This window comes from Aminobacter sp. Piv2-1 (genome assembly GCF_037625995.1).
Lineage (GTDB): Bacteria > Pseudomonadota > Alphaproteobacteria > Rhizobiales > Rhizobiaceae > Aminobacter.
Genome location: NZ_JARKMU010000001.1, coordinates 721,353 through 746,436 on the forward strand (window position 1 = coordinate 721,353; position 25,084 = coordinate 746,436).

The following is a 25,084-nucleotide window of genomic DNA, read 5'->3' on the forward strand; positions in this document are numbered from 1 at the left end:
CAAAGGCTAGCTTCATGCCAGACGATTTGGAGCCCGACATGAGCGTTGCCGCAGCCGAAGCCCCGAGCGAGCCCGCCAAGCGCCGCGAGCGCGGCGGCCGCAATGCCCGCCGCGAGCAGCGCTCGCACGGCCCCGAGGCGCATGGCCGGCCCTACATCGTCAGGAACATCCCGACCTACGACATCCTGTCCGAGGAAAACCTCGTTCGCATCGAACGGACGGCTGACAAGATCCTCGCCGAGATCGGCATCGAGTTCCGCGACGATCCGGCAGCACTCGATCACTGGCGCCGGGCAGGGGCCAAGGTCGAGGGCGTTCTGGTCAAGTTCGAGCCGGGCCTTTTGCGCGAACTGCTGAAAACCGCGCCCGCGACCTTCACCCAGCACGCGCGCAATCCCGAGCGCTCTGTGGAGATTGGCGGCAAGAGCGTGGTGTTCTCGCCGGCCTATGGCTCGCCCTTCGTCATGGATCTCGACAAGGGCCGCCGCTACGGCACCATCGAGGACTTCCGCAATTTCGTGAAGCTGGCGCAGTCGTCGCCCTGGCTGCATCACTCGGGCGGCACCATCTGCGAGCCGGTCGACGTGCCGGTCAACAAGCGCCACCTCGACATGGTCTACAGCCATATCCGCTACTCCGACCGCGCCTTCATGGGCTCGGTGACCTCGGAGAGCCGCGCGGAAGACTCGATCGACATGGCGCGCATCGTCTTCGGCGAGGCGTTCACCGACCGGAACTGCGTCATCCTCGGCAATGTCAACGTCAACTCGCCGCTGGTCTGGGATGCGACCATGACCACGGCATTGCGCGCCTATGCCCGCGCCAACCAGGCGGCGGTGATCGTGCCCTTCATCCTCGGCGGCGCCATGGGGCCGGTGACCAATGCAGGCGCCATCGCCCAGTCACTGGCCGAGACTATGGCCGGCTGCGCCCTGACCCAGCTCGAACGGCCCGGCGCGCCGGTGATCTTCGGCAACTTCCTGTCGTCCATGTCGCTACGCTCGGGCTCGCCGACCTTCGGCACGCCGGAACCGGCCATCGGCTCGATGGTCATCGGCCAGTTGGCGCGTCGCCTCAACCTGCCGCTGCGCTGCTCCGGCAACTTCACCACCTCGAAGCTGCCCGACGCCCACGCCATGAACGAGGGCACCATGTCGATGCTGGCGGCCGTGCATTGCGGGGCGAACTTCATCCTGCATTCGGCAGGCTTCCTCGACGGGCTCCTGTCGATGTCCTACGAGAAGTTCGTCATGGACGCCGATTTCTGCGGCGCGCTGCACACCTATCTCGACGGCGTGAAGATCGACGACAACCAGCTGGCGCTTGATGCTTTCCGCGAGGTCGGGCCCGGCAACCACTTCTTCGGCTGTGCCCACACGATGCAGAATTACGAGACGGCGTTCTGGGATTCGGCGATCGCCGACAACGAGCCTTTCGAGAAATGGGAGGCCGCAGGCTCGGTCGACGCCGCGACGCGCGCCAACAGGCGCTGGAAGACCATGCTCGCCGAATACGAAGCGCCGCCGCTCGATCCCGGCATCGACGAGGCGCTCAAGGAGTTCATGACGCGCAAGAAAGCGGCGATGGAAGACGCGTGGTATTGATGCCGGACGACAGCTCCTTGGCCGACCCGTCGTTCGATCCCGTCGCGGGGTTGAAGCACTACCACGCCGCCATCGACGTCCTTGATTTCGCGACAATCGAGGCCTGCTTCGCAGCCGATGCCGATTACGTTTCGGACGGGATCGGCGCCATTGTTGGCCGAAATGCCATCATGGACGCTTTTCGCAGCTACTTCGCCGTCTATGGCGACCAGAAATCGAAAGACGAGGCGGTTGCTTCGGTGTCGCCGCGCGTTGCCTGGTCGCGCTGGCGGCTCGAAGCGACGCATGCCGTCACCGGCGCGCGTCTCGACCGGTCGGGCGAGGAGACGGTGCTTTTCGATGCGAACGGCAGGATCGTCAGGGTCGAGGTGAAAGATGATCCCGCGGCGCAGTGAGCCGTCACGGGCGGGCCGAGGTGGTTCAGCCGCGGCCGCGATAGGGCGCGACACCGGTCTCGGGCAGCCACGAGCCCTCGGGCGGCGTGCCGGTCTGCCAGAACACGTCGATCGGGATGCCGCCGCGCGGATACCAGTAGCCGGCGATGCGCAGCCAGAGCGGCTTGGTCGCCTCGACGACGCGGCGGCCGATCATGACGGTGCAGTCCTCGTGGAAGGCGCCGTGGTTGCGGAACGAGACCATGAACAGCTTGAGCGACTTGGATTCGACCAAAAGCTTGTCCGGGGCGTAGTCGATGACGATGTGGGCGAAATCCGGCTGGCCGGTCACGGGGCAGAGCGAGGTGAACTCCGGGCAGGTGAAGCGCACGATGGCCGGCGGGCCGTCGGCGCGGCCGTAGGGCACGGTTTCGAGCACGGCGGCTTCCGGCGAGGTCGGCGTCTCCACCTTCGTGCCGAGCTGGGTCAGGGTGTCGGTGATGGTCATTGGGCGGCTCTTCGGACTGGTTCTGGCTCAATGCTCCGCCGCCATAGCGCGCGAAACTCGATGACCAGATCTTCGGTGGCGCTTATTAGCGCCTGATAATGCAGGAAGGCAATGACAAGTACCGACCCGCTGCTCCAGCCGTTCCAACTCAAGCACCTGACGCTCAAGAACCGCGTCATGTCGACCAGCCACGAGCCGGCCTATTCCGAGGACGGCATGCCCAAGGAGCGCTACCGGCTCTACCATGCCGAGAAGGCCAGGGGCGGCATGGCGCTGACCATGACGGCGGGGTCGGCGATCGTCTCGCGCGACAGCCCCGCCGCCTTTGGCAACCTGCACGCCTACGATGACGCCATCGTGCCCTGGCTGGCCGAACTGGCCGATGCCTGCCACGAGCACGACTGCAAGGTGATGATCCAGCTCACCCATCTCGGCCGGCGCACCAACTGGAACAAGGCCGACTGGCTGCCGGTGCTCAGCGCCTCGCCGGTGCGCGAGGCCGCGCACCGCACTTTCCCCAAGACCGCCGAGGACTGGGACCTCGATCGTATCGTCGCCGACTATGCCTCGGCTGCCCAGCGCATGCAGGCGGCAGGCCTGGACGGCATCGAGTTCGAGGCCTACGGCCACCTGATGGATGGTTTCTGGTCGCCGGCGACCAACCAACGCGATGACGAGTATGGCGGCTCGCTCGACAACCGCTTACGCTTCACCTGGCGGGTGCTCGACGCGGTGCGCGCGGCGGTGGGGCCGGACTTCATCGTCGGCATCCGCATGGTCGCCGACGAGGACATGGAGAAGGGGCTGTCGAAGGACGAGGGTGTCGACATCGCCCGCCGCCTGGCGTCGTCCGGCAAGCTCGACTTCCTCAATGTCATCCGCGGCCACATCGACACCGATGCGGCCCTGACCAAGGTCATACCGCTGCACGGCATGCCGTCCTCGCCGCATCTGGATTTCGCCGGCGAGGTTCGGGCAGCGACGAAGTTCCCGGTCTTCCACGCCGCGCGCATCGCCGATGTCGCGACCGCGCGCCACGCCATCGCCACCGGCAAGCTCGACATGGTCGGCATGACGCGCGCCCACATCGCCGACCCGCACATCACCCAAAAGGTGATGGCGGGCGAGGAGCACCGCATCAGGCCTTGCGTCGGCGCAACCTACTGCCTCGACCGCATCTACGAGGGCGGCGGGGCGCTGTGCATCCACAATGCCGCCACCGGCCGCGAGGCGACGATCCCGCATGTGATTTCGCGGACCGACGGGCCGCTGCGCAACGTCGTGGTGGTCGGCGCAGGCGCTGCCGGCCTCGAGGCGGCGCGTGTGCTGGCCGAGCGCGGCCACAGCGTGACCGTGCTCGAAGCTTCGAGCCAGGCCGGCGGACAGGTGCGGCTCGCCGCCCAGAACCCGCGCCGGCGAGAGCTCATCGGCATCGTCGACTGGCGGTTGGCCGAGCTGGAGCGGCTTGGCGTCGAGATCCGCTACGACATCTGGGCGGGCAGCGACGACGTGCTGGCGCTCGACCCGGGTGCCGTGGTGATCGCCACCGGCGGCCTGCCGCAGACCCCACCGCTCGACGCGGGAGACGATCTGGTGACGTCGAGCTGGGACATCATCGCCGGCAGCGTCAAGCCGGCCGAGAACGTGTTGCTCTATGACGACAATGGCGGCCACCAGGGCATGACGGCGGCAGAGCTGATCGGCAAGGCCGGCGCGAAGCTGGAGCTGGTTTCGCCCGAGCGCTTCTTCGCGCCCGAGATCGGCGGCATGAACCACGTGCCCTACATGGAAGCCTTCCACCGGGCCGGGGTGAAGATCACCATCAACACCCGGCTCAAATCGGTGCGGCGCGAGGGCAACCAGCTCGTCGCCACGCTGTCGTCCGACTTCGCCGCGGGCTGGAGCGAGGAGCGCCGCGTCGACCAGGTGGTGGTTGAGCACGGCACGCTGCCGCTCGACGACCTCTATCTCGAGCTCAAGCCGCTGTCGAAGAACGGCGGCGCGATAGACTACGAGCGCCTCGTCAACGGCGGAGACATCTTCCCGGACAAGAACCCCGACGGCCGTTTCCTGCTCCTGCGCATCGGCGATGCGGTCGAGGCCCGCAACATCCATGCTGCCATCTATGACGGCATCAGGTTCGGCCTGAGGATCTGAGCGGCTGGCCGGCGACTTCGCCGGAGAGCCAGCGGACGAATTCGCGGAGGCCAGGCCGGTCCTCGCCCCCCGGCCTAAAGGCCAGCCGGTAGGGAAACTCGCCGGCAATGCGGTTGGGCGAGGCCATGACCAGCTTGCCGGCGGCGAGTTCCCGTTCGGCGAGGATTTCCGGCACCAGCGCCACGCCGAGGCCGGCGACCGCGGCTTCGACGACCATCGAAAACTGCTCGAAGCGATGACCGCGCAGGGTGGTGCGCGGGTCGATGCCGGCGGCCTGGAACCATTGCAGCCAGAGCGTCGGGCGTGTCGACTGCTGCAGCAGCGGCAGGGCGGCAAGCTCGGCATCGTCGAGCGCGGCGCGGCCGTCGAGCAGGGCCGGTGAGGCGACGACCACGAGCTCCTCGTCGAACAGCCTGAAGACGCCGGGATGCCCGGGCCCAGCCGGGCCGCGCTGGATCGCCGCGTCGAGGGTCTCGGTCTCGAGGTCGACCGTCTCCAGCCGCACCGCGAGGTCGATGGCCACATGCGGGTGGGTGGCGTGGAAGCCGGCGAGCCGCGGGATCAGCCAGCGATCGGCGAGCGTCGGCAGCACCGCTATGCTCAGCACATCCGACTGGCCGCCGAAGGCCATGGTGCGCACCGCCGCCTCATGCAGGCTGTCGAGGATCGCCTCGGCGTCGCGGGCAAAGCGCCGGCCGGCATCCGACAGCGCAAGCCGCTGCCGAACGCGATGGAACAGCGCCACGCCAAGCCGGTCCTCCAGCTGGCCGATCGAGCGGCTGACCGAGCTCTGTGTCAGGCCGAGCTGATCGGCGGCGCGAATTGTCGTGCCGAGGCTGGCGCAGACGCGAAAGGCTTCAAGCTCTGCAATCGTCGGGACATAGCTGCGGCGCATGGGTTGGCCTGCCGTGAAGTTGATCGAATTTGCGCATAAACTATGCGAGATTACTTGTTAGCGGAAAGTGCCGAAGCGGTCTAGGATGGCGACAAATCATCCATTCTCCGGAGGAACCATGAGCGCATCCACACCGGCAGGCGGCGGCAGCTTTGTCTGGGCCGATCCCTTCCTGCTCGAAGACCAGCTGACCGAGGATGAGCGCATGGTGCGCGACGGCGCTGCGGCCTTCGCCGCCGACAAGCTCGCCCCGCGTATCGAGAACGCCTATCTCGAAGAAAAGACCGACCCGGCGATTTTCCGCGAGATGGGCGACGCCGGCCTGCTCGGCATCACCGTTCCCGAGGAATATGGCGGCCTCGGCGCCGGCTACGTGACCTACGGCCTGGTGGCGCGCGAGGTCGAGCGCGTCGATTCGGGCTACCGCTCGATGATGAGCGTGCAGTCGTCGCTGGTTATGTTCCCGATCTATGCCTATGGCTCCGAGGAGCAGCGCAAGAAGTACCTGCCGAAGCTCGCTTCGGGCGAGTGGATCGGCTGCTTCGGCCTGACCGAGCCGGACGCGGGTTCCGATCCGGGCGGCATGAAGACCCGCGCCGAGAAGACGGCCAGCGGCTACAAGCTGACCGGCTCGAAGATGTGGATCTCGAACGCGCCCATCGCCGACGTCTTTGTCGTCTGGGCGAAGTCGGCTGCACATGACAACCAGATCCGCGGTTTCGTGCTCGAAAAGGGCATGAAGGGCCTTTCGGCGCCGAAGATCGAAGGCAAGCTGTCGCTGCGCGCCTCGATCACCGGCGAGATCGTCATGGAAGGGGTCGAGGTGGGCGAAGAGGCGCTGCTGCCCAACGTTTCGGGCCTCAAGGGGCCGTTCGGCTGCCTCAACCGCGCCCGCTACGGCATTTCCTGGGGCGTGCTGGGCGCCGCCGAGGATTGCTGGCACCGCGCCCGTCAGTATGGCCTCGACCGCAAGCAGTTCGGCAAGCCGCTTGCCGGCACCCAGCTCTACCAGAAGAAGCTTGCCGACATGCAGACCGAGATCGCGCTTGGCCTCCAGGGTTCGTTGCGCGTCGGCCGCCTGATGGACGAGCACAAGTTCGCCCCCGAGATGATCTCGATCGTCAAGCGCAACAACTGCGGCAAGGCGCTCGACATCGCCCGCATCGCCCGCGATATGCACGGCGGCAACGGCATCCAGATCGGCTATCATGTCATGCGCCACGCGCAGAACCTGGAAACGGTCAATACCTATGAAGGCACGCACGACGTGCACGCGCTGATCCTGGGCCGTGCCCAGACGGGGCTGCAGGCCTTCTTCTGAGGCTTCCCGGCAAGGCAGGAAATCCGGCGGCCGCGAAGCAGCGCTTCGCGGCCGCCGCTGTTTCGTGAGCCGGTAGAAGCGCCGAAGTGCGATCCGGTTTCGCTTGCGGGTCTAGGCGGTGCGATTGCGATGCGACTTTCGCGCGAATTGTTTCAGGGCTTTGAAACATTCCAGTCTTCCTCGGCTTCAAGCTGTTACATGGCCCCAATATCTCCCGACTGTCGGCGATTTGCCGGGCAGCAGAGGGGGCTTGTCGATGACCGTTCAAAAAGAGGCTGAAGATGCCGGCCAGAATCTATGGTTCGGCGAGAATCTGATGATCATCCGCGTGCCGGCGAGCGCGGGTAGCGACGGAATAAGCATTGTCGAATGCCGCATGCCGCGCGGCGGCTCGACGCCGCTCCATGTCGAGCTGAGCGGCGACGACATCATCCACGTCCTCGAAGGGGCGATGCGCTTCCGTGTCGACGGCGAGCATTTCTCCGCCCATTCGGGCCAGACTGTGGTGTCGCCGAAAGGCCTGCCGCACGTATTCCGCGTCGAACCGGGAGAGGGCAGCATCTGCCTGATCGTCACCCAGGGCGGAGAGTTCGAGAGGATGATCCGTGAGATGAGCCTGCCGACATCCGCCGGGGGACAGCATGGGGCGGCGCGGGCCACGGAAGCCGGCGAGAGCTTCTTCGATGGCTCAGCGCCAACACCAATCCAGGTCGTCGGCGCACCGCTACTGTAGCGCCGATGCTGGGGCTGGACGGGTGCGGGGGCGTGTCCGTCCAGCCACCATCTCTAAGCGGTGCAGGCGAAGATCGGTGCGCCGAAGGCCGAAGTGTCCACTTCCAGGCCGAGGCCTGGTCCGTCCGGCAGACGCATCATGCCGTCGGCGATGGCAAAGTCGCCGCGCGCATTGGCGACCGTCACCCAATTGTGGAAGTCGACCGTGTGCTGGCGTAGCGCTTCCGGCGTCGACAGCAGCAGACCCGAATAGGCGGCCGTGTCGATTTGCGCGCCGCCGGTGTCTTCGATCGTCACCTTGAGGTTCTTGGCGACCGCTATGTCGCGGAGCAGCTTGGCCCGGGTCAGTCCCCCGACGCGGGCGAGCTTGATGGTGATGCCGTCGACCAGCCCGTCGCCGATCGCCCTGAGCAGCACGTCGACACCGTCGATGGTCTCGTCCAGCACCAGCGGCCGCTCGGTGGCGCGGCGGACCGCGAGGTTTTCCTCGTAGCTCGCGCAGGGCTGCTCCAGCGTGTAGTCGAGGTTGCGCGTCGCCATCAGGAAGCGCCGCGTCTCGGCCGTGCCCCAGCTGGCATTGGCATCGCAGAAGAGCACGGTGTCGCCGGGCACCGCGGCGCGGACTGCCTCCAGCCGGGCGATGTCCTCGTTGATGTCGAGGCCGACCTTGACCTGCAGGCGGCGATAGCCTTCGGCGACGTATTTCGCGGCGCGGGCGGCCATGGCCTCGGGTGCCTGCTGGGCGATGGAACGATAGAGCGCAAGGCTTTTCCCTTCGGCGCCGCCGCTCATGGCAGCCAGCGACAGGCCTGACCGCTTGCCTGCCAAGTCCCACAGCGCCATGTCGATTGCCGACTTTGCATAGGGGTGGCCTTTGAGAAGCAGGTCCATGCGCCGGTTGAGGGCCTCGACGCCGGCGGCGTCGCATCCGAGCAGTTGCGGCGCAAGCTCCTTCATCGCCTCGCGGGCGCCTGCGGCAAAGGCCGGATCGTAGAAGCTGCCGAGCGGCGCCATCTCGCCGTAGCCGGCGACGCCGTCGCGGCTGACGATCTCGACGATGGTCGAATCGAAGCCCTCCGCACTGCGGCCGCCGGAACAGCGGTAGGTGCCGTCGCGAAACGGCTGCCACTGCCGGAAGATGCGGATGGTTGAAATGCTGGTGTCGGCCATGGTGTCCCCGCGCTGCTGGACCAGATCGATGCCAAATTTAGCCCGCGCAGTTGTGGCGCGCGGCGAGGGAAGCGGCGTGTGCGGGCGTCGCTTTCGTGACAGGGGTCTGGCGAGCCGCTTGCAGCCGGATCTTCGGTTCTGTTCGAAAATCGCGCGAATTGTTTCAATACGAAGATACAGCTTTCGTATTCGGTGAATTCGAGTGGATACACAGCGCCTCTAGAGCGATGCCGACGCCGGCAAGGCGACTCCCATCTGTCGAAAGGAACCCCTGTGACCATCCACGCGAAGACTGAACACGACGGCGAATTGCTGTGGTTCAACGGCACCCTTGCGACCATCCGGCTTTCGGGCGAAGCGGGCGCGGACACGATCAGCGTGATCGAGCACCTGATGCCCTACGGCTCCTCGCCGCCGCTCCACATCCACCGCAACGAGGACGAGGTCTTCCACATCCTCGAGGGCGTGATGCGGTTCAATGTCGGCGGCAAGGACCTCTACGGCCACGCCGGCCAGACCATGCTTGCGCCGAAGGGCATTCCGCACAGCTACCGCGTCGAATCCGCGGAAGGCGCGCGCTGCCTGACCATCACCACCCGCGGCGACTTCGAACGCATGGTGCGCGAGGTCAGCATTCCGGCTGCCAAAGCGGAGATCCCGCCGCAGGTCGCGCCCACCCCGGAGATCATCAAGGCATTGACCGAGGCCTGCGCCCGCAACGGCATCGACATCATCGGCGCGCCGATCGCCTGATCTCGTTACCGGACGGATGACGGGAACCTCATCCGTCCGTTCCATCGCATTTTTGGTGGCTTTTCGGTCGGCCTGAGACGACACTCTGCCCAGGTGGCACTCTCGATCGGGCAGCAAAAAGATGAGCCAAGCGTTTGTTTCACATCTGGCTTCCGAACTGGAAGCGCTGAGGACCGCAGGCCTCTACAAATCCGAGCGCGTCATCACCTCGACCCAGTCTGCCGAGATCGAAGTCGTTGGCGGCCAGAAGGTGCTGAACTTCTGCGCCAACAACTATCTCGGCCTCGCCGACAGCCATGAATTGCGCGAGGCGGCCAAGGCCGCACTCGACCGCTATGGCTACGGCATGGCCTCGGTGCGCTTCATCTGCGGCACGCAGGAGGAGCATAAAGAACTCGAGGCCAGGATCTCCGGCTTCCTCGGTATGGAAGACACCATCCTCTATTCGTCATGTTTCGATGCCAATGCCGGCCTGTTCGAGACGCTACTCGGCGAAGACGACGCCATCATCTCCGATGCGCTCAACCACGCTTCGATCATCGACGGCGTCCGGCTGTCGAAGGCCAAGCGCTTCCGCTATGCCAACAACGACATGGCGGCGCTGGAGGAGGAGTTGAAGAAGGCCGAGGGTTGCCGCTTCAAGCTGATCGCCACCGACGGCGTGTTCTCCATGGACGGCATCATCGCCAACCTTGGGGGCGTCTGCGATCTGGCCGAAAAGCATGGTGCGATGGTGATGGTCGACGACAGCCATGCCGTGGGCTTCGTCGGCACCAACGGTCGCGGCACGCCCGAGTATTGCGGCGTCGAAGGCAGGGTCGACATCATCACCGGCACCTTGGGCAAGGCGCTTGGCGGCGCCTCGGGCGGCTACACGTCGGCCAGGCGCGAAGTCGTCGACTGGCTGCGCCAGCGTTCGCGGCCCTATCTGTTCTCCAACACGCTCGCCCCGTCCATCGCCGGCGCCTCGATCAAGGTGCTGGACATCATCGCCGGTGGCGGGGCCTTGCGCGAAAGGCTCTACGCCAACGCCGCGCGGTTCCGTTCGGGCATGAGCAGGCTCGGCTTCACGCTGGCCGGCGCCGACCATCCCATCATCCCGGTGATGCTGGGCGACGCTTCGCTGGCGCAGGAGATGGCGGCGAAGATGCTAGAGCGTGGCATCTATGTGATCGGCTTCTCGTTCCCGGTGGTGCCGAAGGGCCAGGCGCGCATCCGCACGCAGATGTCGGCGGCCCACTCGGCCGAGGATATCGATTGCGCGGTGGCGGCGTTCGGCGAGGTGGGCCGGGAACTGGGCGTGATTTCCTGAAGCCGCGAAAGCGATTCTGGATCAAAGGATTCGGAGGAAAAGACGATGTCCAACATGATGCGCGCGCTGGTGAAGGCGAAGCCCGAGCCCGGTATCTGGATGGAAGAGGTGCCGATCCCCGAGATCGGCCCCAACGACGTGCTGATCAAGGTGCGCAAGTCGGCGATCTGCGGCACCGACGTCCACATCTACAACTGGGACCAGTGGGCGCAGAAGACGGTCCCGGTTCCGATGGTGACCGGCCATGAGTTCGTCGGAACGGTCGCCGATTTCGGCGCCGGCGTGAAGGACTACAAGGTCGGCCAGCGCGTCTCGGGCGAAGGGCACATCGTCTGCGGCCACTGCCGCAACTGCCGTGCCGGGCGCGGGCATCTGTGCCGCAACACCCTCGGCGTCGGCGTCAACAGGCCGGGGTCCTTTGCCGAGTATGTCGTCATCCCCCAGCACAATGTGGTGCCGATCCCCGACGACGTGCCCGACGAGGTGGCGGCGATCTTCGATCCGCTGGGCAATGCCGTGCACACCGCACTTTCCTTCGACCTCGTGGGCGAGGACGTTCTGGTGACGGGAGCGGGGCCCATCGGCATCATGGGCGCGATGGTCGCCCAGTGCGTGGGGGCGAGAAAGGTCGTCATCACCGACATCAATCCGACGCGGCTCGCGCTCGCGCGCAAGATGGGCATCCACCATGTGGTCAACGCTGCGAAGGAGAAGCTCGTCGACGTCATGCGCGAGGAAGGCATGACCGAGGGCTTCGACGTCGGCCTCGAAATGTCGGGCTCGGCCGTGGCCTTCCGCGACATGATCGAGACCATGAACAACGGCGGCAAGATCGCCATCCTCGGCATAGCGCCGACCGGCTTCGAGATCGACTGGAACAAGGTCATCTTCAAGATGCTGCATCTCAAGGGCATCTACGGCCGCGAGATGTTCGAGACCTGGTACAAGATGATCGCGCTGGTGCAGGGGCCGCTCGACGTGACCGGGCTCATCACCCACCGGATCGGCATCGACGACTACCAGGCAGGTTTCGATGCCATGCGCAGCGGCAATTCCGGCAAGGTCGTCATGGACTGGTAGGTGAAAGGAAAGTTTTTTCACTGCAAGGAGAAATTTTCGAACAAAGCTGCGTTGCCAAATTCACCGGGGATTTGCTATTCAGGCGGGCCTTTTCGCCCGGGGGTACGACTTGCGCCGCCACATACGAACCCTTACCGCACGCCACGAGCCCAAGGGGCACTTCGTCGCCCATTTGAAGTCGGGGTCAGGGGCGGTCGTTGGCCTGTCGGCGGTCGGCGGCCTGGCGTCGCTAACCGGCATCCCGATGCTGATCGCCCCGCTGGGCGCCACCGCGGTGCTCATGTTCGGGCAGCCCGCCAGCCCGCTGGCGCAACCGATCAACGTGTTCGCCGGCTACTTCATCGCCACGCTCCTCGGTGTCGGCGCGGCGATGGCATTCCCCGGCCTCTGGGAAGTGTCCGCCGTCGCCGTCGGCCTTTCCATCGCGCTGATGCTGATGTTCCGCGTCACGCACCCGCCTGCGGGGGCCATCCCCCTGGTGGCCACCGCATCGCCCTATCAGAGCGGGACGCTGTTCGTCGTCGTGCTTGCGGGCTGCATAAGCCTGCTGCTTCTGGCGCTCGTCCTTCACTGGATTCCGCCTCGCGCGCAGTATCCGCGGCGCGTCGACTGACGCTTTCGCCTTGCCTCGGCCGTGCCCGACGCTCTACCGTCGGACCGAACAGGAGGCACCGCATGATTTCCTACTCCCCGGGACGGGACGCATGACCGGCCGCCTCGTCCTGCTCGGCACCAAGGGCGGCCCGGCGATCAGGCCCGGCGGCCCATGGCCAACTTCCACGCTGCTGGAACTCGGCGGGCGCAGGATCGTGATCGATTGCGGGCTCGGCGTCACCCGCGGCCTGACCTACGCGGGCCTCAGCCTCAAGGCGCTCGACCTCGTCTTCGTCACCCATCTTCATTCCGACCACGTGCTCGAACTGGGGCCGCTCATCCATACGGCCTGGACGGCTGGGCTTGCGACACCGGTCAGGGTGTTCGGACCCGCGGGGTTGAATCGATACTGGCAGGGTTTCGTCCAAGCGCTTGAATTCGATATCGAAACCCGCATCGACGACGAGGGTCGGCCCGACCTGCGCCAAATGGTCGAGATCGTCGAGTTCGGCGAGGGCATCGTCATAGGCGACGGCGGGCTCGAGGTCCGCGCGTTGCGCGTCGACCATCCGCCGGTGACCGAATGCTTCGCCTTGCGCTTCGATTGCGGCGGCACAAGCGTCGTCGTTTCGGCCGACACCGCGTTCTTCCCGCCGCTCGCGGAATTTTCGCGCGGCGCCGACGTTCTCGTTCATGAGGCGATGCTCGCGGCCGGCGTCGAGCGGCTCGTCGCTCGTACCGGCAACGGCGCACGGCTGCGCGAGCATCTGATGGCGAGCCACAGCCTGGCCGAGGAAGCTGGCACGATCGCTGCGCGCGCCGGCGTCAGGCGGCTGGTGCTCAATCATCTGATCCCGGCCGACGACGCCGAGATCGGCGAGGCCGACTGGATCGAAGCTGTCAGGAAAACATGGCCCGGTCCCTTGACGATCGGCCGTGACGGGCATGTTCTTTCATTCGGGGGCGACCAAGTCGGGAATCGGGAGGATCGACATGAAACTGGCAACGCTGAAGAGCCGAACGCGTGACGGACAACTGGTGGTCGTTTCACGCGACCTGACGCGCTATACCGACGCTTCATTCCTGGCGCCCGATCTGCAGGCAGCGCTGGATGACTGGCGCCGCATCTCCCCGCATCTCATGACGCTGGCCGAATCGCTCGAAATCGGCGCGGTGCCGTCGGCCCGCTTCCACGAGCACGATGCGCTTGCGCCGCTGCCGCGGGTCTATCAGCGTGTCGGTGGTGGCGATGCCTTCATTGCCCCGCGCGATCCGATCGAACTCACCGGCAAGTCGCGCGACGCAAGGGTGGAGGCTTCGGTTGCGGCCATCGTCACCGACGTCGGATTGGCGACCGGCGAGGCCGGCGCCCGTGAGGCGGTGGCCTTGCTGGTGCTTGCCGCCGATACCGTGCTCGATGGCGGCCAGACCGGCACTTCCACCTTGTCGCCGGTGGCGGTGACGCCCGACGAACTGGGTGGTGCCTGGGATGGTGCCGTACATCTGGCGTTGTCGGTCGGATCGCGGACCGTCGCGACCGGAGGCTGGACGCCGTTTCCGCAGCTCATTGCCAATGCGACCGTTGGGCGTCCGCTCCACGCAGGTGCGGTGGTTCGCGGCGGCGCCGAAGTCATATCCGCATCGCTCGGCGACATCGTCCGCATCGAGATGAAGGACGCGGCCGGCCATTCGATCTTCGGCGCCATCGAGCAGCAGGTCGGCCGCTTCGGCCCGCCATTGCCCTGATCGAGGCGTTGCAGGACGAGGCAATGGACCTGACGAGCCATTTCCGTCGCATGGCGCGGAACAACCTGTGGTCCAACGACCGCATCTACCGCGCCGTGACGGCCCTGCGGCCGGGCGAGTTCGAGGCCGGGCGCACGAGCTTCTTCCCGTCGCTCAGGGAAACCCTGAACCACATCCTGGAGGTGGATCTCTACTACCTCGACATGATCGAGGAGGGCGGGGAGGGGCGACGCGTGTTCGACAAGTTCAGGGCTTTCGACGAGGCCGCCAAGCTTGCCGAGGCACAGGCGGCATTCGACCGCCGCCTTGTCGCCTGCTGCGATCGGCTGTCGGGAGCCGATCTCGACCGGCAGGTGCTATCGGATCGCGGCGAGGCTGGGCAAATCCCCGAGCGCATCGGCGATGTGCTCGCCCATCTCTTCATCCACCAGATCCATCATCGCGGACAGGTGCATGCGATGCTGTCGGGCACGTCGGTCGCGCCGCCGCAGCTCGACGAGTTCTTCCTCGACTACGATCTCAGGTTCCGTGGCGAGGAGGTCGAGCGGCTGGGGTTCTAGGCGACAGCCACGTCGTAGCGCGCAAACATAGGGTCTGTGGTCAGGATGGCGAGGTTTTCGACCTGAGCCTGGGCGATTAGCAGCCGGTCGAACGGGTCACGATGGTGACTCGCAAGATGCTCGACCCGCGCCGCATGGTGCTCATTGATCGACAGGATGGGAATTCCGCGTGCATTGAGCAGTTGCACCATGTCGCCATCAACGATCAACTTGCCGCTGGCACGCTTGATGGCGATTTCCCAAATGGAAACAGTACTTACGACAATACCTTCGCCGTTGGCGATGATCTGGCGATGATTGGACGAAAGCCTGTCGTCGTCGCAAATCGCCCAGAGAAGCACGTGGGTGTCCAGAAGGAAGCTGAGGCCGCTCACTTGGTGTAGTCGTCCCATTCGGGACCGAGTTCGTCAAAGTCGTCGGCAATCCAGATTTTGCCCTTCATCGCGCCAACTATGCTTTGGCGCGATGATGCCACCTCCAGCGGAGCCGCAATCTTGGCTACGGCCTTGCCGTCGCGAGTGACTATGATCTCCTCGCCGGCTTCCACCCGTTCGATGAGTTCTGAAAATTTTGCCTTGGCTTCTGCGACCGAAATGTTCATGGGCTTCTGCGACCGAAATGTTCATGACGCGATCCTTGCGACAAATAATTTAGGTCACAATCGCTCGTCGCGCAAACCAACCCGTCGCTTGCCGGTCAGCCCTTGCTCTGCTGGATCGCCATGTAGAGGTTGGTGCAGCGGGCGCCGGAGCGGCAATAGGCGAACACCGGACCTGCCATCTCGTCGAGCGCTCCGGCCATGTCGGTGACGTTGTCGACGGTCATGTGGCCACTGATGACGGGAATGTGGCGGAAGGCGAGGCCGGCGGCTTCGACCGCGGCCTTGACGCTCATGGCGGACGGCTGGCCCGGCTGCTCGTCGTCGGGACGGTTGCAGATGACGCTCTTGAAGCCGGCGGCCTTGATGGCGGCCACGTCGGCCGGGTCGATCTGGCCGGAAACCGAGTAGTCGTCGGTGATCTGGCGGTATTCCATGGTAGTCCTCGCAGGTGCTTGGCCGCGATGGCGGCGGTTCGGCGCCAGTCTTGCCACTGTCGGCGCGGCAGGGCAACCGCGGAATGGCTGCCCCGACAAGACGTGAAGTCCGAGCCTCAGCTGCCGAGGATCGCCCCCCTTATCGTGCCGATGTTGTTCTTCATCATGTCGATGTAGGTCGGCGCGGGGCCGCCGGCCTTGGAGAGCGCGTCGGAATAGAGCGTGCCGCCCACCGTCACGCCGGTTTCGGCGGCGATCTGCTCGATGAGGCGAGGGTTGGTGATGTTCTCGACGAAGATCGCCGATGCTTTCTCCTCGCGCACCTGCCTGATCAGGGCTGCGACGTCGGCTGCCGAGGCTTCGGCTTCGGTTGAGATGCCCTCGGGCGCGAGGAAGGTCAGGCCGTAGGCATTCTCGAAGTAGCCGAATGCGTCGTGCGAGGTGATGATCGTCCGCTGGTCGGCCGGGATGGCCTCCACCGACGCCTCGATGTAGGCCTCGGCCGCTCCAAGCTCGGCCGTGTAGCGTTCGGCGTTCGCCTTGTAGACGTCGCAGCCTGCCGCATCGGCGGCGCAGAAGGCGCCGGCGATGTTGCCGACATAGACCTTGGCATTGGCGACGGACTGAAAGGCATGCGGGTCGAGGCCGCCCTGGTGGTGGTTCACGGCAGCGCCGTTTCCCTCGTGCTCATGGCCTACCGCCATGTCGAGCGGGTCGATTCCATTGGTCAGTTCGACGATCGAGGCCTTCGTGGCACTCGCGTCGACCAGCCGCTGCAGGAAGCCCTCGTACTGCAGGCCGTTGACCAGCACCACGTCAGCCTTGGACATCGTCACCGCATCGGCAGGAGACGGCTCGTAGACGTGCGCGTCGCCATCGGGGCCAACCAGCGTGGTGAGTTCGATGCGGTCGCCGCCGACATTCTTGGCGAAATCGCCGATGATCGAGAAGCTGGCCACGACCTTGAGCGGTTGAGCCGAGATGGCCGCGGTGGAAGTTAATGTTATAACAGTCAGGACGGAGGCAAGGGCAATCAGTCTGTGCATGGGCATGTCCTTCTGCGAGGGATCAGGCGGTGCGGTGGCGGTGGTGGCGCAGCTTGGTGTTGAAGATGCCGCGCGTGCCGAAGAATATCGACGCGGCGTATATCGTGCCGGCCGAAAGGATGATCGCGGGGCCCGAGGGAAGGGAGCCGTGATAGGAGATCAACAGGCCCGCGACGCAGGACACGGCGCCGAAAGCGAAGGCAAGCATGCACATTGGTTCGACGCGCGCCGTCCAGAAGCGGGCCGCTGCCGCCGGCAGCATCATCAGGCCGACCGACAGCAACGTGCCGAGCGCCTGGAAACCACCCACGAGGTTGAGCACGACCAGGCCGAGGAAGATGAAATGCACCGGTGTTCCGAGGCGGCTGACCGAGCGCAGGAACAGCGGGTCGAGGCATTCGGCGACCAGCGCGCGCCAGAAGACGGCGAGCGTCAGCAACGTGACCCCGGAAATCAGGGCGATCAGGGTCAGGGCGTCGTCGTTGAGCGCAAGCACCGTCCCGAACAGCACCTGCATGAGATCGACGCTCGATCCGCGCAGCGAAACGATCAACACACCGAGCGCCAGCGAGATCAGGTAGAAGGCCGCCATAGAGGCGTCCTCGCGCTGCACGGTGAAGCGCGAGACCGCACCCGCGCCGAGCGCCACGATGATGCCGGCGACCAGCCCGCCGATGGTCATCGGCACGATCTGCAGCCCGTAGAGCAGGAAGCCTGCAGCCGCACCGGGCAGGATGGCGTGAGCCATGGCGTCGCCCGTCAGGCTCATGCGCCTCAGCATCAGGAACACGCCGACCGGGCAGGCGCCAAGGGCGAGAAGCAGCGAGCCGGCCAGCGCGCGCTGCATGAAGCCGAATTCGACGAAGGGCGCGATCAGCAGGTCATACATGTTCAGGCAGGCCTCGGGCCGGATTCATGGTCGGGGCGATCACGAATCTCGCCATGTTCGTGGTGGTGATGGCCGTCATGGTCGTGCGCATGGGCATGCTCATGGCCGTCGTCCGGCGCGCACCAGGGCGCATCGTCGTGCCATGCTTCGTCGAAACGCCGCGCCCTGAGCAGGTTCTCCGCACGCAACGTGTCCGCCGTCCGGCCCCAGGCGACGGGCCGGCGCGCCAGGAGCAGCGTGTCGGGGAAGTTGGCTCGTACAAGCTCCAGGTCGTGCGCCACGACCATCACCGTCCGGCTCTCGCCGTGCCAGCGCTTGATGAGCGCGATGAGGTCGCCGATGGTCTTGGCGTCGACGGCGTTGAACGGCTCGTCGAGCAGGATGAGGTCGGCGTCCTGGACGAGCACCCGGGCGAAGAGGGCGCGCTGCAACTGGCCGCCCGAAAGCGTATCGATGGCGCGCTTCTCGAAGCCTTCAAGGCCGACGGCCATCAGGGCGTGGGAGACCGCCTCGCGGTCGTCGCGGGTGTAGCGCCCAAGCAGGCCGCGCCGGGGCCACAGCCCGAGCGAGACGAGGTCGACCACGCGCGCCGGAAAGCTGCGGTCGAGTTCCGACTGCTGCGGCAGGTAGGCGATGCGCTTGCCGTCGGCGACCCTGCACTGGCCCGACATCGGCTTCAGCACGCCGACGATGCCCTTCATCAGCGTGGACTTGCCCGAGCCGTTGGCGCCGACCACGGCCGTCAGCGAACCCGCCGCGATGGTGCCGTTGAGGTGATGCACGGTCGGGTGGCTGTTGTAGCCGAGCGTCAGGTCCTCGAATGTCAGGCAGGCTTCGGGCATGTTCTTCCTGGCCGCGTTACCGATGCCTTTCGATATGTGATGTTATTACATTAGTCAACAATCCGGAGGGCCGGCGGCGAGGATCTCCGCCGGGGCGGGTCGGGCCTCCGCGCCTGGCCCACGGATTTCGTGGCCTGCGGCCTTGCGCCGAGGGGGCGGCAATCTCTAAAGAGGGCACCACCCAACGGAAGGAGAACTCCATGAGCGTTCGTCGTATCGACATCGGCCCCCGCATGAGCCAGGTCGTGATCCACAACAACACGGTCTACCTGGCAGGCCAGGTCGGCGCCCCTGGCGAAAGCGTGGCCGCGCAGACCAAGACCATCCTGGCCGAGATCGACTCGCTGCTGGCCAAGGCCGGCACCGACAAGACCAAGATCCTCCAGGCGATCATCTGGCTGGACGACATGTCGACCTTCGCCGAGATGAACTCGGTTTGGGATTCCTGGGTGCCGCAGGGCCACACCCCGGCTCGCGCCACCGGCGAGGCCAAGCTCGCCGCGCCGGAGTACAAGGTCGAGATCATCGTCACGGCCGCTGCCTGACGTTTGCGTGCCGCACCGCGCGGCACCATGAAAAATGCGCCGCGCACTCCGGATGGAGGCGCGGCGCTTTGCTTTCCGGGCAGCTTAGCTGTCGTGCGGCGTGAAGCGCGCCACCACGGCATGAGCATTGGCGGGATAGGTGAACCGCACATGCGTGACCGGGCGGTCGGCGCTCCACGTCCGGCGCTCGATGACGAGGCAGGCCGCCCCGGGGGTCAGGTTCAGCTCCGCGGCGACCTCGGGGTCGGCGGCCGTGGCGCGGATCACATGCTCGGCGCTGCTCCACGGCACTTGCCCGATCAGCCAGGGGCCGGGAGCCGCATCCGCGAAGCGCGCATCCGCCGCTTCCGGCACCGCGCCCAGGTTGATGAGGCGGTCCTCCACGCAGAACGGCCGCGCCCCGGCATGGTGCAGGCACTGCAGCGCCAGCACCTGTCCGGATGACGATTGGTCGGCGCCCAGGCGTTCGCGGTCCATGGTCGTCGCGCGACGCCTGCTCTGCGAGATGAGTTCGTAGCGATAAGGAAGCCCCAGCGCCTCGACCTCGATGCGTATGTCGTGGATCTCGAGCACCGCAGCCTGCGATTGCGGCCGGCGCACGAAACTGCCCGAGCGGCGGCGCCGCTCGATCAGGCCGGCCTTGGCGAGCTGCGACAGCGCCTTGTTCACCGTCATGCGCGAGCAGCCGTACTCTTCGGTCAGCTCATGCTCGAACGGGATGCGATGGCCGGGGCCCCATTCGCCCGAGACGATACGGTCGCGGATGTCGCCAAGGATGCGCTGGTGGAGCGACGTCGCTCCATCGCTCCCGGCAATCTCTTCGGCAATCGCCATTTCCACACCCGAATCAGGCACGCTCGTCTCCACTATCCGGCCGTCAGTTCCATCATCACCGTGCGGAATCTAGCCGCAATAGCATCGCGACGGAAATGTGCGCCACCGGATACCACCTTGCGGCCGCGCGCCCACACGCCGTCGACCTTGCCGGCGCGGGCGAACACCCAGGCATCGAGGATCTGGTCGCCGGTCTTGCCTGCGAGGGTGGGGTGGTTCCGGTCGAGGGAGACGAAATCGGCGGAGGCGCCGACGGCAAGCGCCGCCGCCCCGGTGCCGAGCGCCTGGCCGCCGCCTGTCAGCGCACCCTCGAACAGCCAGCGCCCGGTCGACTGGGCGGGTGCGGCGAGCACGTTGCGGGCGCGGTGGGCAAGGCGCTGGGAGTATTCCAGCATGCGCAGCTCTCCGCCGACGCCGATCTCGACGTTGGAATCCGAGCCGACGCCGAACCTGCCGCCGTGTTCCGCAAACAGCGGCGCGGGAAACACCCCGTCGCCGAGATTGGCCTCGGTGATCGGGCAGAGGCCGGCCACCGCGCCGGTGCGGGCGAAGGCGATCGTCTCGGCCTCGGTCATGTGGGTGGCATGGATCAGGCACCAGCGTGCGTCGACGTCGGCATGCCGCAGCAGCCATTCGACCGGCCGCGACCCGGACCAGGCGACGCAGTCCTCGACCTCCTTGACCTGTTCGGCGATATGGATGTGGATCGGACCGGAGGTCATCGCGGTCGCGGCAGCGAGCTCGTCCGGGGTGACAGCGCGCAGGCTGTGGGGCGCGAGGCCGACCACGGCCCCGTCGACGCCCTTCAGGGCTTCGACGCTCTTTTCAAGAAGCCGCGTGAAGCGATTCGTATCGTTGATGAATCGGCGCTGGCCCTCGTTGGGGGCAGTCCCCCCGAAGCCGGAATGGGCGTAGAGCACCGGCAGCAGCGTAAGCCCGATGCCGGTGGCCATCGAAGCCGCGGCGATGCGCTCCGCCATCTCGGCGATGTTCGCATAGGGGCTGCCGTCGCGGTCGTGGTGCAGGTAGTGGAATTCGCCGACGCGGCTGAAGCCGGCCTCCAGCATCTCGACATAGAGCTGTGACGCGACGGCTTCGACCTGGTCGGGCGTCATCGTCAGCGCGAATTTGTACATGACCTCGCGCCAGGACCAGAAGCTGTCGGCGGACGGGCCGCGGATTTCCGCAAGCCCGGCCATGCCGCGCTGGAAGGCATGGCTGTGCAGGTTGGGCATGCCGGGAACGATGATGGCCTGCAGTTCGTCATGCGGCAGCTTTACGGCCCCGATTTCCACCGACGCGATTCTTCCATCCGCGATGCCGAGCCTGACATTCTCATGCCAGCCATCGGCCAGCAGCGCCTGCTCCGCAAAGATCGTCTCCACCATTTTTTCCTCGCTTTCTCGCAACTCGCACATTACCGCTTGCATCGCGTTTCGTTATGTATATACATATTCGCAACCAGAGGAAACGAAAAAGATCATGGCTGGAGAGCAATCAAAGGCAGCGGCAACGGTGTGGCGCAATGCGCGCCTGGCGACGTTGGCCGAAGCCGCGCCGGGCCTCGGCGTCGTCGAAAAGGGCTCGATCGCTGCCCGCGACGGCCGCATCGTGTTCGCCGGCGCGGAAGCCGACATGCCGCAGCATTTCATCGAAGGTGCGGCGATCGTCGACTGCGAGGGCCGCTGGATCACGCCCGGCCTGATCGACTGCCACACCCATCTCGTCCATGCCGGCAACCGCGCCAACGAGTTCGAGATGCGCCTTGCCGGGGCGACCTATGAAGAGGTGGCGCGGGCAGGGGGCGGCATCGTCTCCTCGGTCAAGGCGCTGCGTTCGGCGAGCGAGGACGAGTTGGTCGCGCAGAGCTTGCCGCGCCTCGACGCGCTGATCGCCGAAGGTGTGACGACGGTCGAGGTGAAGTCCGGCTACGGGCTCGATCTCGAGAACGAGACCAAGTCGCTGCGCGCAGCCCGCCAGCTGGCCGAAAAGCGACCGGTGAGCATCCGCACCACATTCCTCGGCGCCCATGCGCTGCCGGCGGAAGCCAACGGCGATAAGGACGCCTACATCAGGCTCGTTGCCGGTCCGATGCTGGAGGCGATCGCCGCAGAAGGGCTGGCCGATGCCGTCGACGGTTTCTGCGAGGGCATTGCCTTCTCGCCCGAGCAGATGGCACGCGTCTTCGACGCCGCCAAGGCCAAGGGCCTGCCCGTCAAGCTCCACGCCGACCAGCTGTCCAATCTCGGCGGCGCGGCACTCGCCGCGCGCTATGGCGCGCTTTCGGCCGACCATCTCGAATACACCGACGAGGCCGGCGCCGCCGCCATGGCGAAGGCCGGCACCGTCGCCGTCATCCTGCCCGGCGCCTACTACTTCATCAGAGAGACCCAGAAGCCGCCGGTCGACCTGTTCCGGCGCGCCGGCGTGAAGATGGCGGTCGCCACCGACAACAACCCGGGCACCTCGCCGCTCACCTCGCTGCTTCTGACCATGAACATGGCGGCGACGCTGTTTGCCATGACGGTCGAGGAGTGCATCGCGGGCACCACGCGCGAGGCCGCTCGTGCGCTGGGGCTGCTTGCCGAAACCGGCACGCTGGAAGCCGGAAAATGGGCCGATCTCGCCATCTGGGATGTCGGAAGCCCTGCAGAACTCGTCTATCGCATGGGGTTCAACCCGCTCCATGCCCGTATTTGGAGAGGAATATGACAAAGCTCGTTCTCAAGCCAGGCAACGCCACGCTCGCCGACTGGCGCGCGATCTATCGCGGCGCGGTGCCCGAACTCGATCCGGCCTGCCGCCCCAAGATCAAGGCGAGCGCCGAGGCGGTGGCCAAGATCGTCGCCAAGGGCGAGCCGGTCTATGGCATCAACACCGGGTTCGGAAAGCTCGCCAGCGTCCGCATCCCCGCTGCCGACCTCGAGACCCTGCAGCGCAACATCGTCCTGTCGCATGCCGCCGGTGTCGGCGAGGCGATGCCGGTGGCCGTCACCCGCCTGATGATGGCGCTCAAGATGGCGAGCCTGGCGCAGGGCGCTTCCGGCGTGCGGGAAGAAACCATCGACCTGTTGCAGGCCATGCTTGCTCGCGACGTCATCCCGGTCGTCCCGGCCCAAGGGTCGGTCGGCGCCTCCGGCGACCTCGCGCCCCTGTCGCACATGACCGCGACCATGATCGGCGTCGGCGATTGCCACACGCCGCACGGCATCGTCCCGGCCAAGGTCGCTTTCGTCACCCATGGGCTGGAGCAGATCACGCTCGGCGCCAAGGAAGGCCTGGCGCTGCTCAACGGCACGCAGTTCTCGACGGCCTATGCGCTGGCCGGCCTGTTCGAGGCTGAAAACCTCTACCAGTCGGCGCTGGTCACCGGCGCGCTGTCGACCGATGCCGCCAAGGGATCGGACGCGCCGTTCGACCCGCGCATCCACCTCCTGCGCAAGCATCGCGGCCAGATCGAGACGGCCGACACGCTGCGCAACCTGATGGTCGGCAGCGCCATTCGCGAAAGCCACCGCATCGGCGACGAGCGCGTGCAGGATCCCTACTGCCTGCGCTGCCAGCCGCAGGTTATGGGTGCGGCGCTCGACGTGCTGCGCAAGGCGGCCGACACGCTCGCCACCGAGGCCAACGGCGTCACCGACAACCCGCTGATCTTCGCCGAGGACGGCACCGCCCTTTCCGGCGGCAACTTCCACGCCGAGCCGGTCGCCTTCGCGGCCGACATGATCGCGCTGGCAGTGTGCGAGATCGGTTCGCTGTCGGAGCGTCGCATCGCCATGCTGGTCGATCCGGCGCTGTCCGGCATGCCGGCCTTCCTCACGCCCAAGCCGGGTCTCAACTCGGGCTTCATGATCCCGCAGGTCACCGCCGCGGCGCTGGTCTCGGAAAACAAGCAGAGAGCCTATCCCGCAAGCGTCGACTCGATTCCGACTTCGGCCAATCAGGAGGATCACGTCTCCATGGCCGCCCATGGCGCCCGCCGGCTGCTGGCGATGATCGAGAACGCCAACGGCGTGCTCGGCATCGAACTGCTCGCCGCGGCGCAAGGCTGCGACTTCCACGCCCCGCTGGCGTCGAGCGCCTCGCTCGAGGCCGTGCGCAAGCTGGTGAGGTCGGGGGTTCCGCATCTCGACGACGACCGCCACTTCCATCCCGACATGGAGAAGGCGATCGCCATGGTCCGCACCGGCGCGATCGTGCGCGCCGCCGCTGGGGTCGACCTGCCCCACATCTCGGGAGCCCAGGCATGACCGAGGCCTCCTGGCTGACGGTGAAGCGGGGCGACGCCCCGCTTCTGGTCAGCATCCCCCACACGGGAACCGATCTCGCTGGCCTCGAGGACGGGTTCGTCTCGCCCTGGCTGGCGCGGCGCGACACCGACTGGTGGATCGAGCATCTCTATGAGTTCGCAGCGAACCTCGGTGCGACGGTGGTGCGGACGGCGATTTCGCGTTCGGTCATCGACGTCAACCGCGACCCCTCCGGTGCCTCGCTCTATCCCGGGCAGGCGACGACCGAGCTTTGTCCGACGACGACGTTCGACGGCGAAGCAATCTGCAAGTCCGGGCATGAGCCGGACGAGGCCGAGGTGGCGCGCCGCCGCGCCGCCTATTTCGAGCCCTACCATGCCGCCCTGGAAGGCGAGATCGCCCGCCTGCGAGGATTGCATAACCGGGTCGTGCTCTACGACTGCCATTCGATCCGGTCGGTCATCCCCCGGCTGTTCGAGGGAAGGCTGCCGCTGTTCAACCTCGGCACCAACTCAGGCGCGAGCGCCGATCCCGAGCTGCAGGACAAGGTCGCCGCACTGATGGCCGCGAGCGGCCGCCCCTGGGTGGTCAACGGCCGCTTCAAGGGCGGTTGGATCACCCGCAGCCACGGCCGGCCGGAAAGCGGCGTTCACGCGCTGCAGATGGAGCTGTCCTGCCGCGGCTACATGCTCGAGCCGAGAGGCAAGGTCGATCCGTCCAACTGGCCGACCCGCTACGATCCCGAATTCGCCGCGCCGATGCGCGCGACGCTCACCAACATCCTCGAAACCGCGCTCGCCTGGGCGAGCGGCCGAAACTCCTAGGAGGTACCGA

The 25,084-nt window shown here is 66.2% G+C and carries 27 protein-coding genes; 16 read left to right on the plus strand and 11 right to left on the minus strand.

Annotated features, from left to right (window positions below; genetic code table 11):
- Positions 1-38: 38 nt before the first annotated feature.
- Both AmiPiv_RS03475 and AmiPiv_RS03480 read left to right on the plus strand, forming a co-directional pair.
- On the plus strand, positions 39-1,604 hold the full coding sequence (locus AmiPiv_RS03475; protein ID WP_340035843.1) for a trimethylamine methyltransferase family protein: 1,566 nt from the start codon (positions 39-41) through the stop codon (positions 1,602-1,604).
- Positions 1,604-1,999: a nuclear transport factor 2 family protein gene (locus AmiPiv_RS03480; RefSeq protein ID WP_340035932.1), complete on the plus strand. Its 396-nt coding sequence runs from the start codon at positions 1,604-1,606 to the stop codon at positions 1,997-1,999. Before AmiPiv_RS03475 ends, AmiPiv_RS03480 begins: the two co-directional genes overlap by 1 nt.
- Positions 2,000-2,024: 25 nt before the next feature.
- Here AmiPiv_RS03480 and queF read toward each other — a convergent pair whose 3' ends face one another.
- Positions 2,025-2,486: a preQ(1) synthase gene (queF, locus tag AmiPiv_RS03485; RefSeq protein WP_340035844.1), complete on the minus strand. Its 462-nt coding sequence runs from the start codon at positions 2,484-2,486 to the stop codon at positions 2,025-2,027.
- 111 nt (positions 2,487-2,597) lie between these two features.
- On the opposite strand from queF, the gene AmiPiv_RS03490 reads away from it, so the two are divergent.
- Positions 2,598-4,643: an NADH:flavin oxidoreductase gene (locus tag AmiPiv_RS03490; protein ID WP_340035845.1), complete on the plus strand. Its 2,046-nt coding sequence runs from the start codon at positions 2,598-2,600 to the stop codon at positions 4,641-4,643.
- On the opposite strand, the gene AmiPiv_RS03495 is transcribed toward AmiPiv_RS03490, so the two are convergent.
- Complete coding sequence (locus tag AmiPiv_RS03495) at positions 4,621-5,538, minus strand: LysR family transcriptional regulator (protein ID WP_340035846.1); 918 nt, start codon at positions 5,536-5,538, stop codon at positions 4,621-4,623. The two genes, AmiPiv_RS03490 and AmiPiv_RS03495, sit on opposite strands and share 23 nt — an antisense overlap.
- Before the next feature lie 118 nt (positions 5,539-5,656).
- On the opposite strand from AmiPiv_RS03495, the gene AmiPiv_RS03500 reads away from it, so the two are divergent.
- Together AmiPiv_RS03500 and AmiPiv_RS03505 are read left to right on the plus strand one after the other, a co-directional pair.
- Positions 5,657-6,859, plus strand: a complete 1,203-nt coding sequence (locus AmiPiv_RS03500) for an acyl-CoA dehydrogenase (RefSeq protein WP_340035847.1) — start codon at positions 5,657-5,659, stop codon at positions 6,857-6,859.
- A 256-nt stretch (positions 6,860-7,115) separates the two neighbouring features.
- A complete protein-coding gene (locus tag AmiPiv_RS03505) occupies positions 7,116-7,592 on the plus strand; it encodes a cupin domain-containing protein (protein WP_340035848.1) in 477 nt (158 codons plus the stop codon).
- Positions 7,593-7,645: 53 nt separating this feature from the next.
- Here AmiPiv_RS03505 and AmiPiv_RS03510 read toward each other — a convergent pair whose 3' ends face one another.
- Positions 7,646-8,761 carry a mandelate racemase/muconate lactonizing enzyme family protein gene (locus AmiPiv_RS03510; RefSeq protein WP_340035849.1) on the minus strand — a complete coding sequence of 372 codons (1,116 nt, stop codon included), beginning with the start codon at positions 8,759-8,761 and terminating at the stop codon, positions 7,646-7,648.
- 273 nt (positions 8,762-9,034) lie between these two features.
- Here AmiPiv_RS03510 and AmiPiv_RS03515 point away from each other — a divergent pair, with 273 nt between their 5' ends.
- The 7 genes from AmiPiv_RS03515 (at position 9,035) to AmiPiv_RS03545 (ending at position 14,806) form a co-directional block, all read left to right on the plus strand.
- Complete coding sequence (locus tag AmiPiv_RS03515) at positions 9,035-9,514, plus strand: cupin domain-containing protein (protein ID WP_340035850.1); 480 nt, start codon at positions 9,035-9,037, stop codon at positions 9,512-9,514.
- 121 nt (positions 9,515-9,635) lie between these two features.
- The gene (locus AmiPiv_RS03520) at positions 9,636-10,826 is read left to right on the plus strand and encodes a glycine C-acetyltransferase (RefSeq protein WP_340035851.1); all 1,191 of its coding nucleotides are present in this window, start codon (positions 9,636-9,638) and stop codon (positions 10,824-10,826) included.
- A 45-nt stretch (positions 10,827-10,871) separates the two neighbouring features.
- The gene (gene tdh, locus AmiPiv_RS03525; RefSeq protein ID WP_340035852.1) at positions 10,872-11,906 is read left to right on the plus strand and encodes an L-threonine 3-dehydrogenase; all 1,035 of its coding nucleotides are present in this window, start codon (positions 10,872-10,874) and stop codon (positions 11,904-11,906) included.
- 109 nt (positions 11,907-12,015) lie between these two features.
- On the plus strand, positions 12,016-12,519 hold the full coding sequence (locus AmiPiv_RS03530; RefSeq protein WP_340035853.1) for an HPP family protein: 504 nt from the start codon (positions 12,016-12,018) through the stop codon (positions 12,517-12,519).
- A gap of 91 nt (positions 12,520-12,610) precedes the next feature.
- A complete protein-coding gene (locus AmiPiv_RS03535; RefSeq protein WP_340035854.1) occupies positions 12,611-13,528 on the plus strand; it encodes an MBL fold metallo-hydrolase in 918 nt (305 codons plus the stop codon).
- The gene (locus AmiPiv_RS03540) at positions 13,494-14,246 is read left to right on the plus strand and encodes a fumarylacetoacetate hydrolase family protein (RefSeq protein WP_340035855.1); all 753 of its coding nucleotides are present in this window, start codon (positions 13,494-13,496) and stop codon (positions 14,244-14,246) included. Before AmiPiv_RS03535 ends, AmiPiv_RS03540 begins: the two co-directional genes overlap by 35 nt.
- A 23-nt stretch (positions 14,247-14,269) precedes the next feature.
- On the plus strand, positions 14,270-14,806 hold the full coding sequence (locus AmiPiv_RS03545) for a DinB family protein (protein WP_340035857.1): 537 nt from the start codon (positions 14,270-14,272) through the stop codon (positions 14,804-14,806).
- Here AmiPiv_RS03545 and AmiPiv_RS03550 read toward each other — a convergent pair.
- The 6 genes from AmiPiv_RS03550 to aztA form a co-directional block, all read right to left on the minus strand.
- Entirely contained in the window at positions 14,803-15,180 is a 378-nt protein-coding gene (locus tag AmiPiv_RS03550; RefSeq protein WP_340035858.1) for a type II toxin-antitoxin system VapC family toxin, read from the minus strand. The two genes, AmiPiv_RS03545 and AmiPiv_RS03550, sit on opposite strands and share 4 nt — an antisense overlap.
- Complete coding sequence (locus AmiPiv_RS03555) at positions 15,177-15,407, minus strand: type II toxin-antitoxin system Phd/YefM family antitoxin (RefSeq protein WP_340035859.1); 231 nt, start codon at positions 15,405-15,407, stop codon at positions 15,177-15,179. The genes AmiPiv_RS03550 and AmiPiv_RS03555 overlap by 4 nt, the downstream gene beginning before the upstream one ends.
- A gap of 95 nt (positions 15,408-15,502) precedes the next feature.
- Positions 15,503-15,841, minus strand: a complete 339-nt coding sequence (locus AmiPiv_RS03560; RefSeq protein ID WP_340035860.1) for a TIGR01244 family sulfur transferase — start codon at positions 15,839-15,841, stop codon at positions 15,503-15,505.
- Positions 15,842-15,957: 116 nt separating this feature from the next.
- Entirely contained in the window at positions 15,958-16,887 is a 930-nt protein-coding gene (gene aztC / locus AmiPiv_RS03565) for a zinc ABC transporter substrate-binding protein AztC (RefSeq protein ID WP_340035861.1), read from the minus strand.
- A gap of 22 nt (positions 16,888-16,909) precedes the next feature.
- On the minus strand, positions 16,910-17,776 hold the full coding sequence (aztB, locus tag AmiPiv_RS03570) for a zinc ABC transporter permease AztB (RefSeq protein ID WP_340035862.1): 867 nt from the start codon (positions 17,774-17,776) through the stop codon (positions 16,910-16,912).
- 2 nt (positions 17,777-17,778) lie between these two features.
- A complete protein-coding gene (gene aztA / locus AmiPiv_RS03575; protein ID WP_340035863.1) occupies positions 17,779-18,618 on the minus strand; it encodes a zinc ABC transporter ATP-binding protein AztA in 840 nt (279 codons plus the stop codon).
- A gap of 200 nt (positions 18,619-18,818) precedes the next feature.
- On the opposite strand from aztA, the gene AmiPiv_RS03580 reads away from it, so the two are divergent.
- Positions 18,819-19,163: a RidA family protein gene (locus tag AmiPiv_RS03580; protein WP_340035864.1), complete on the plus strand. Its 345-nt coding sequence runs from the start codon at positions 18,819-18,821 to the stop codon at positions 19,161-19,163.
- Between the two features lie 84 nt (positions 19,164-19,247).
- On the opposite strand, the gene hutC is transcribed toward AmiPiv_RS03580, so the two are convergent.
- Both hutC and AmiPiv_RS03590 read right to left on the minus strand, forming a co-directional pair.
- Positions 19,248-19,997 carry a histidine utilization repressor gene (hutC, locus tag AmiPiv_RS03585; protein WP_340035933.1) on the minus strand — a complete coding sequence of 250 codons (750 nt, stop codon included), beginning with the start codon at positions 19,995-19,997 and terminating at the stop codon, positions 19,248-19,250.
- 32 nt (positions 19,998-20,029) lie between these two features.
- The gene (locus tag AmiPiv_RS03590; RefSeq protein WP_340035935.1) at positions 20,030-21,382 is read right to left on the minus strand and encodes a formimidoylglutamate deiminase; all 1,353 of its coding nucleotides are present in this window, start codon (positions 21,380-21,382) and stop codon (positions 20,030-20,032) included.
- 97 nt (positions 21,383-21,479) lie between these two features.
- On the opposite strand from AmiPiv_RS03590, the gene hutI reads away from it, so the two are divergent.
- The 3 genes from hutI to hutG are packed head-to-tail and all read left to right on the plus strand — an operon-like array spanning position 21,480 to position 25,074.
- On the plus strand, positions 21,480-22,709 hold the full coding sequence (gene hutI / locus AmiPiv_RS03595; RefSeq protein ID WP_340035865.1) for an imidazolonepropionase: 1,230 nt from the start codon (positions 21,480-21,482) through the stop codon (positions 22,707-22,709).
- The gene (gene hutH / locus AmiPiv_RS03600; RefSeq protein ID WP_340035866.1) at positions 22,706-24,250 is read left to right on the plus strand and encodes a histidine ammonia-lyase; all 1,545 of its coding nucleotides are present in this window, start codon (positions 22,706-22,708) and stop codon (positions 24,248-24,250) included. Before hutI ends, hutH begins: the two co-directional genes overlap by 4 nt.
- Positions 24,247-25,074, plus strand: coding sequence for an N-formylglutamate deformylase (gene hutG, locus AmiPiv_RS03605; RefSeq protein ID WP_340035867.1), 828 nt, complete (start codon positions 24,247-24,249; stop codon positions 25,072-25,074). Before hutH ends, hutG begins: the two co-directional genes overlap by 4 nt.
- Positions 25,075-25,084: the final 10 nt, after the last annotated feature.

Excerpts from the sequence above, each read along its gene's own strand:
- AmiPiv_RS03475 (WP_340035843.1), top strand. The coding sequence starts at position 39 with ATGAGCGTTGCCGCAGCCGAAGCCCCGAGCGAGCCCGCCAAGCGCCGC.
- AmiPiv_RS03480 (WP_340035932.1), top strand. The coding sequence starts at position 1,604 with ATGCCGGACGACAGCTCCTTGGCCGACCCGTCGTTCGATCCCGTCGCG.
- queF (WP_340035844.1), bottom strand. The coding sequence starts at position 2,486 with ATGACCATCACCGACACCCTGACCCAGCTCGGCACGAAGGTGGAGACG.
- AmiPiv_RS03490 (WP_340035845.1), top strand. The coding sequence starts at position 2,598 with ATGACAAGTACCGACCCGCTGCTCCAGCCGTTCCAACTCAAGCACCTG.
- AmiPiv_RS03495 (WP_340035846.1), bottom strand. The coding sequence starts at position 5,538 with ATGCGCCGCAGCTATGTCCCGACGATTGCAGAGCTTGAAGCCTTTCGC.
- AmiPiv_RS03500 (WP_340035847.1), top strand. The coding sequence starts at position 5,657 with ATGAGCGCATCCACACCGGCAGGCGGCGGCAGCTTTGTCTGGGCCGAT.
- AmiPiv_RS03505 (WP_340035848.1), top strand. The coding sequence starts at position 7,116 with ATGACCGTTCAAAAAGAGGCTGAAGATGCCGGCCAGAATCTATGGTTC.
- AmiPiv_RS03510 (WP_340035849.1), bottom strand. The coding sequence starts at position 8,761 with ATGGCCGACACCAGCATTTCAACCATCCGCATCTTCCGGCAGTGGCAG.
- AmiPiv_RS03520 (WP_340035851.1), top strand. The coding sequence starts at position 9,636 with ATGAGCCAAGCGTTTGTTTCACATCTGGCTTCCGAACTGGAAGCGCTG.
- tdh (WP_340035852.1), top strand. The coding sequence starts at position 10,872 with ATGTCCAACATGATGCGCGCGCTGGTGAAGGCGAAGCCCGAGCCCGGT.
- AmiPiv_RS03535 (WP_340035854.1), top strand. The coding sequence starts at position 12,611 with ATGACCGGCCGCCTCGTCCTGCTCGGCACCAAGGGCGGCCCGGCGATC.
- AmiPiv_RS03540 (WP_340035855.1), top strand. The coding sequence starts at position 13,494 with ATGAAACTGGCAACGCTGAAGAGCCGAACGCGTGACGGACAACTGGTG.
- AmiPiv_RS03545 (WP_340035857.1), top strand. The coding sequence starts at position 14,270 with ATGGACCTGACGAGCCATTTCCGTCGCATGGCGCGGAACAACCTGTGG.
- AmiPiv_RS03555 (WP_340035859.1), bottom strand. The coding sequence starts at position 15,407 with ATGAACATTTCGGTCGCAGAAGCCAAGGCAAAATTTTCAGAACTCATC.
- AmiPiv_RS03560 (WP_340035860.1), bottom strand. The coding sequence starts at position 15,841 with ATGGAATACCGCCAGATCACCGACGACTACTCGGTTTCCGGCCAGATC.
- aztC (WP_340035861.1), bottom strand. The coding sequence starts at position 16,887 with ATGCACAGACTGATTGCCCTTGCCTCCGTCCTGACTGTTATAACATTA.
- aztB (WP_340035862.1), bottom strand. The coding sequence starts at position 17,776 with ATGTATGACCTGCTGATCGCGCCCTTCGTCGAATTCGGCTTCATGCAG.
- aztA (WP_340035863.1), bottom strand. The coding sequence starts at position 18,618 with ATGCCCGAAGCCTGCCTGACATTCGAGGACCTGACGCTCGGCTACAAC.
- AmiPiv_RS03580 (WP_340035864.1), top strand. The coding sequence starts at position 18,819 with ATGAGCGTTCGTCGTATCGACATCGGCCCCCGCATGAGCCAGGTCGTG.
- hutC (WP_340035933.1), bottom strand. The coding sequence starts at position 19,997 with ATGGCGATTGCCGAAGAGATTGCCGGGAGCGATGGAGCGACGTCGCTC.
- hutI (WP_340035865.1), top strand. The coding sequence starts at position 21,480 with ATGGCTGGAGAGCAATCAAAGGCAGCGGCAACGGTGTGGCGCAATGCG.
- hutH (WP_340035866.1), top strand. The coding sequence starts at position 22,706 with ATGACAAAGCTCGTTCTCAAGCCAGGCAACGCCACGCTCGCCGACTGG.
- hutG (WP_340035867.1), top strand. The coding sequence starts at position 24,247 with ATGACCGAGGCCTCCTGGCTGACGGTGAAGCGGGGCGACGCCCCGCTT.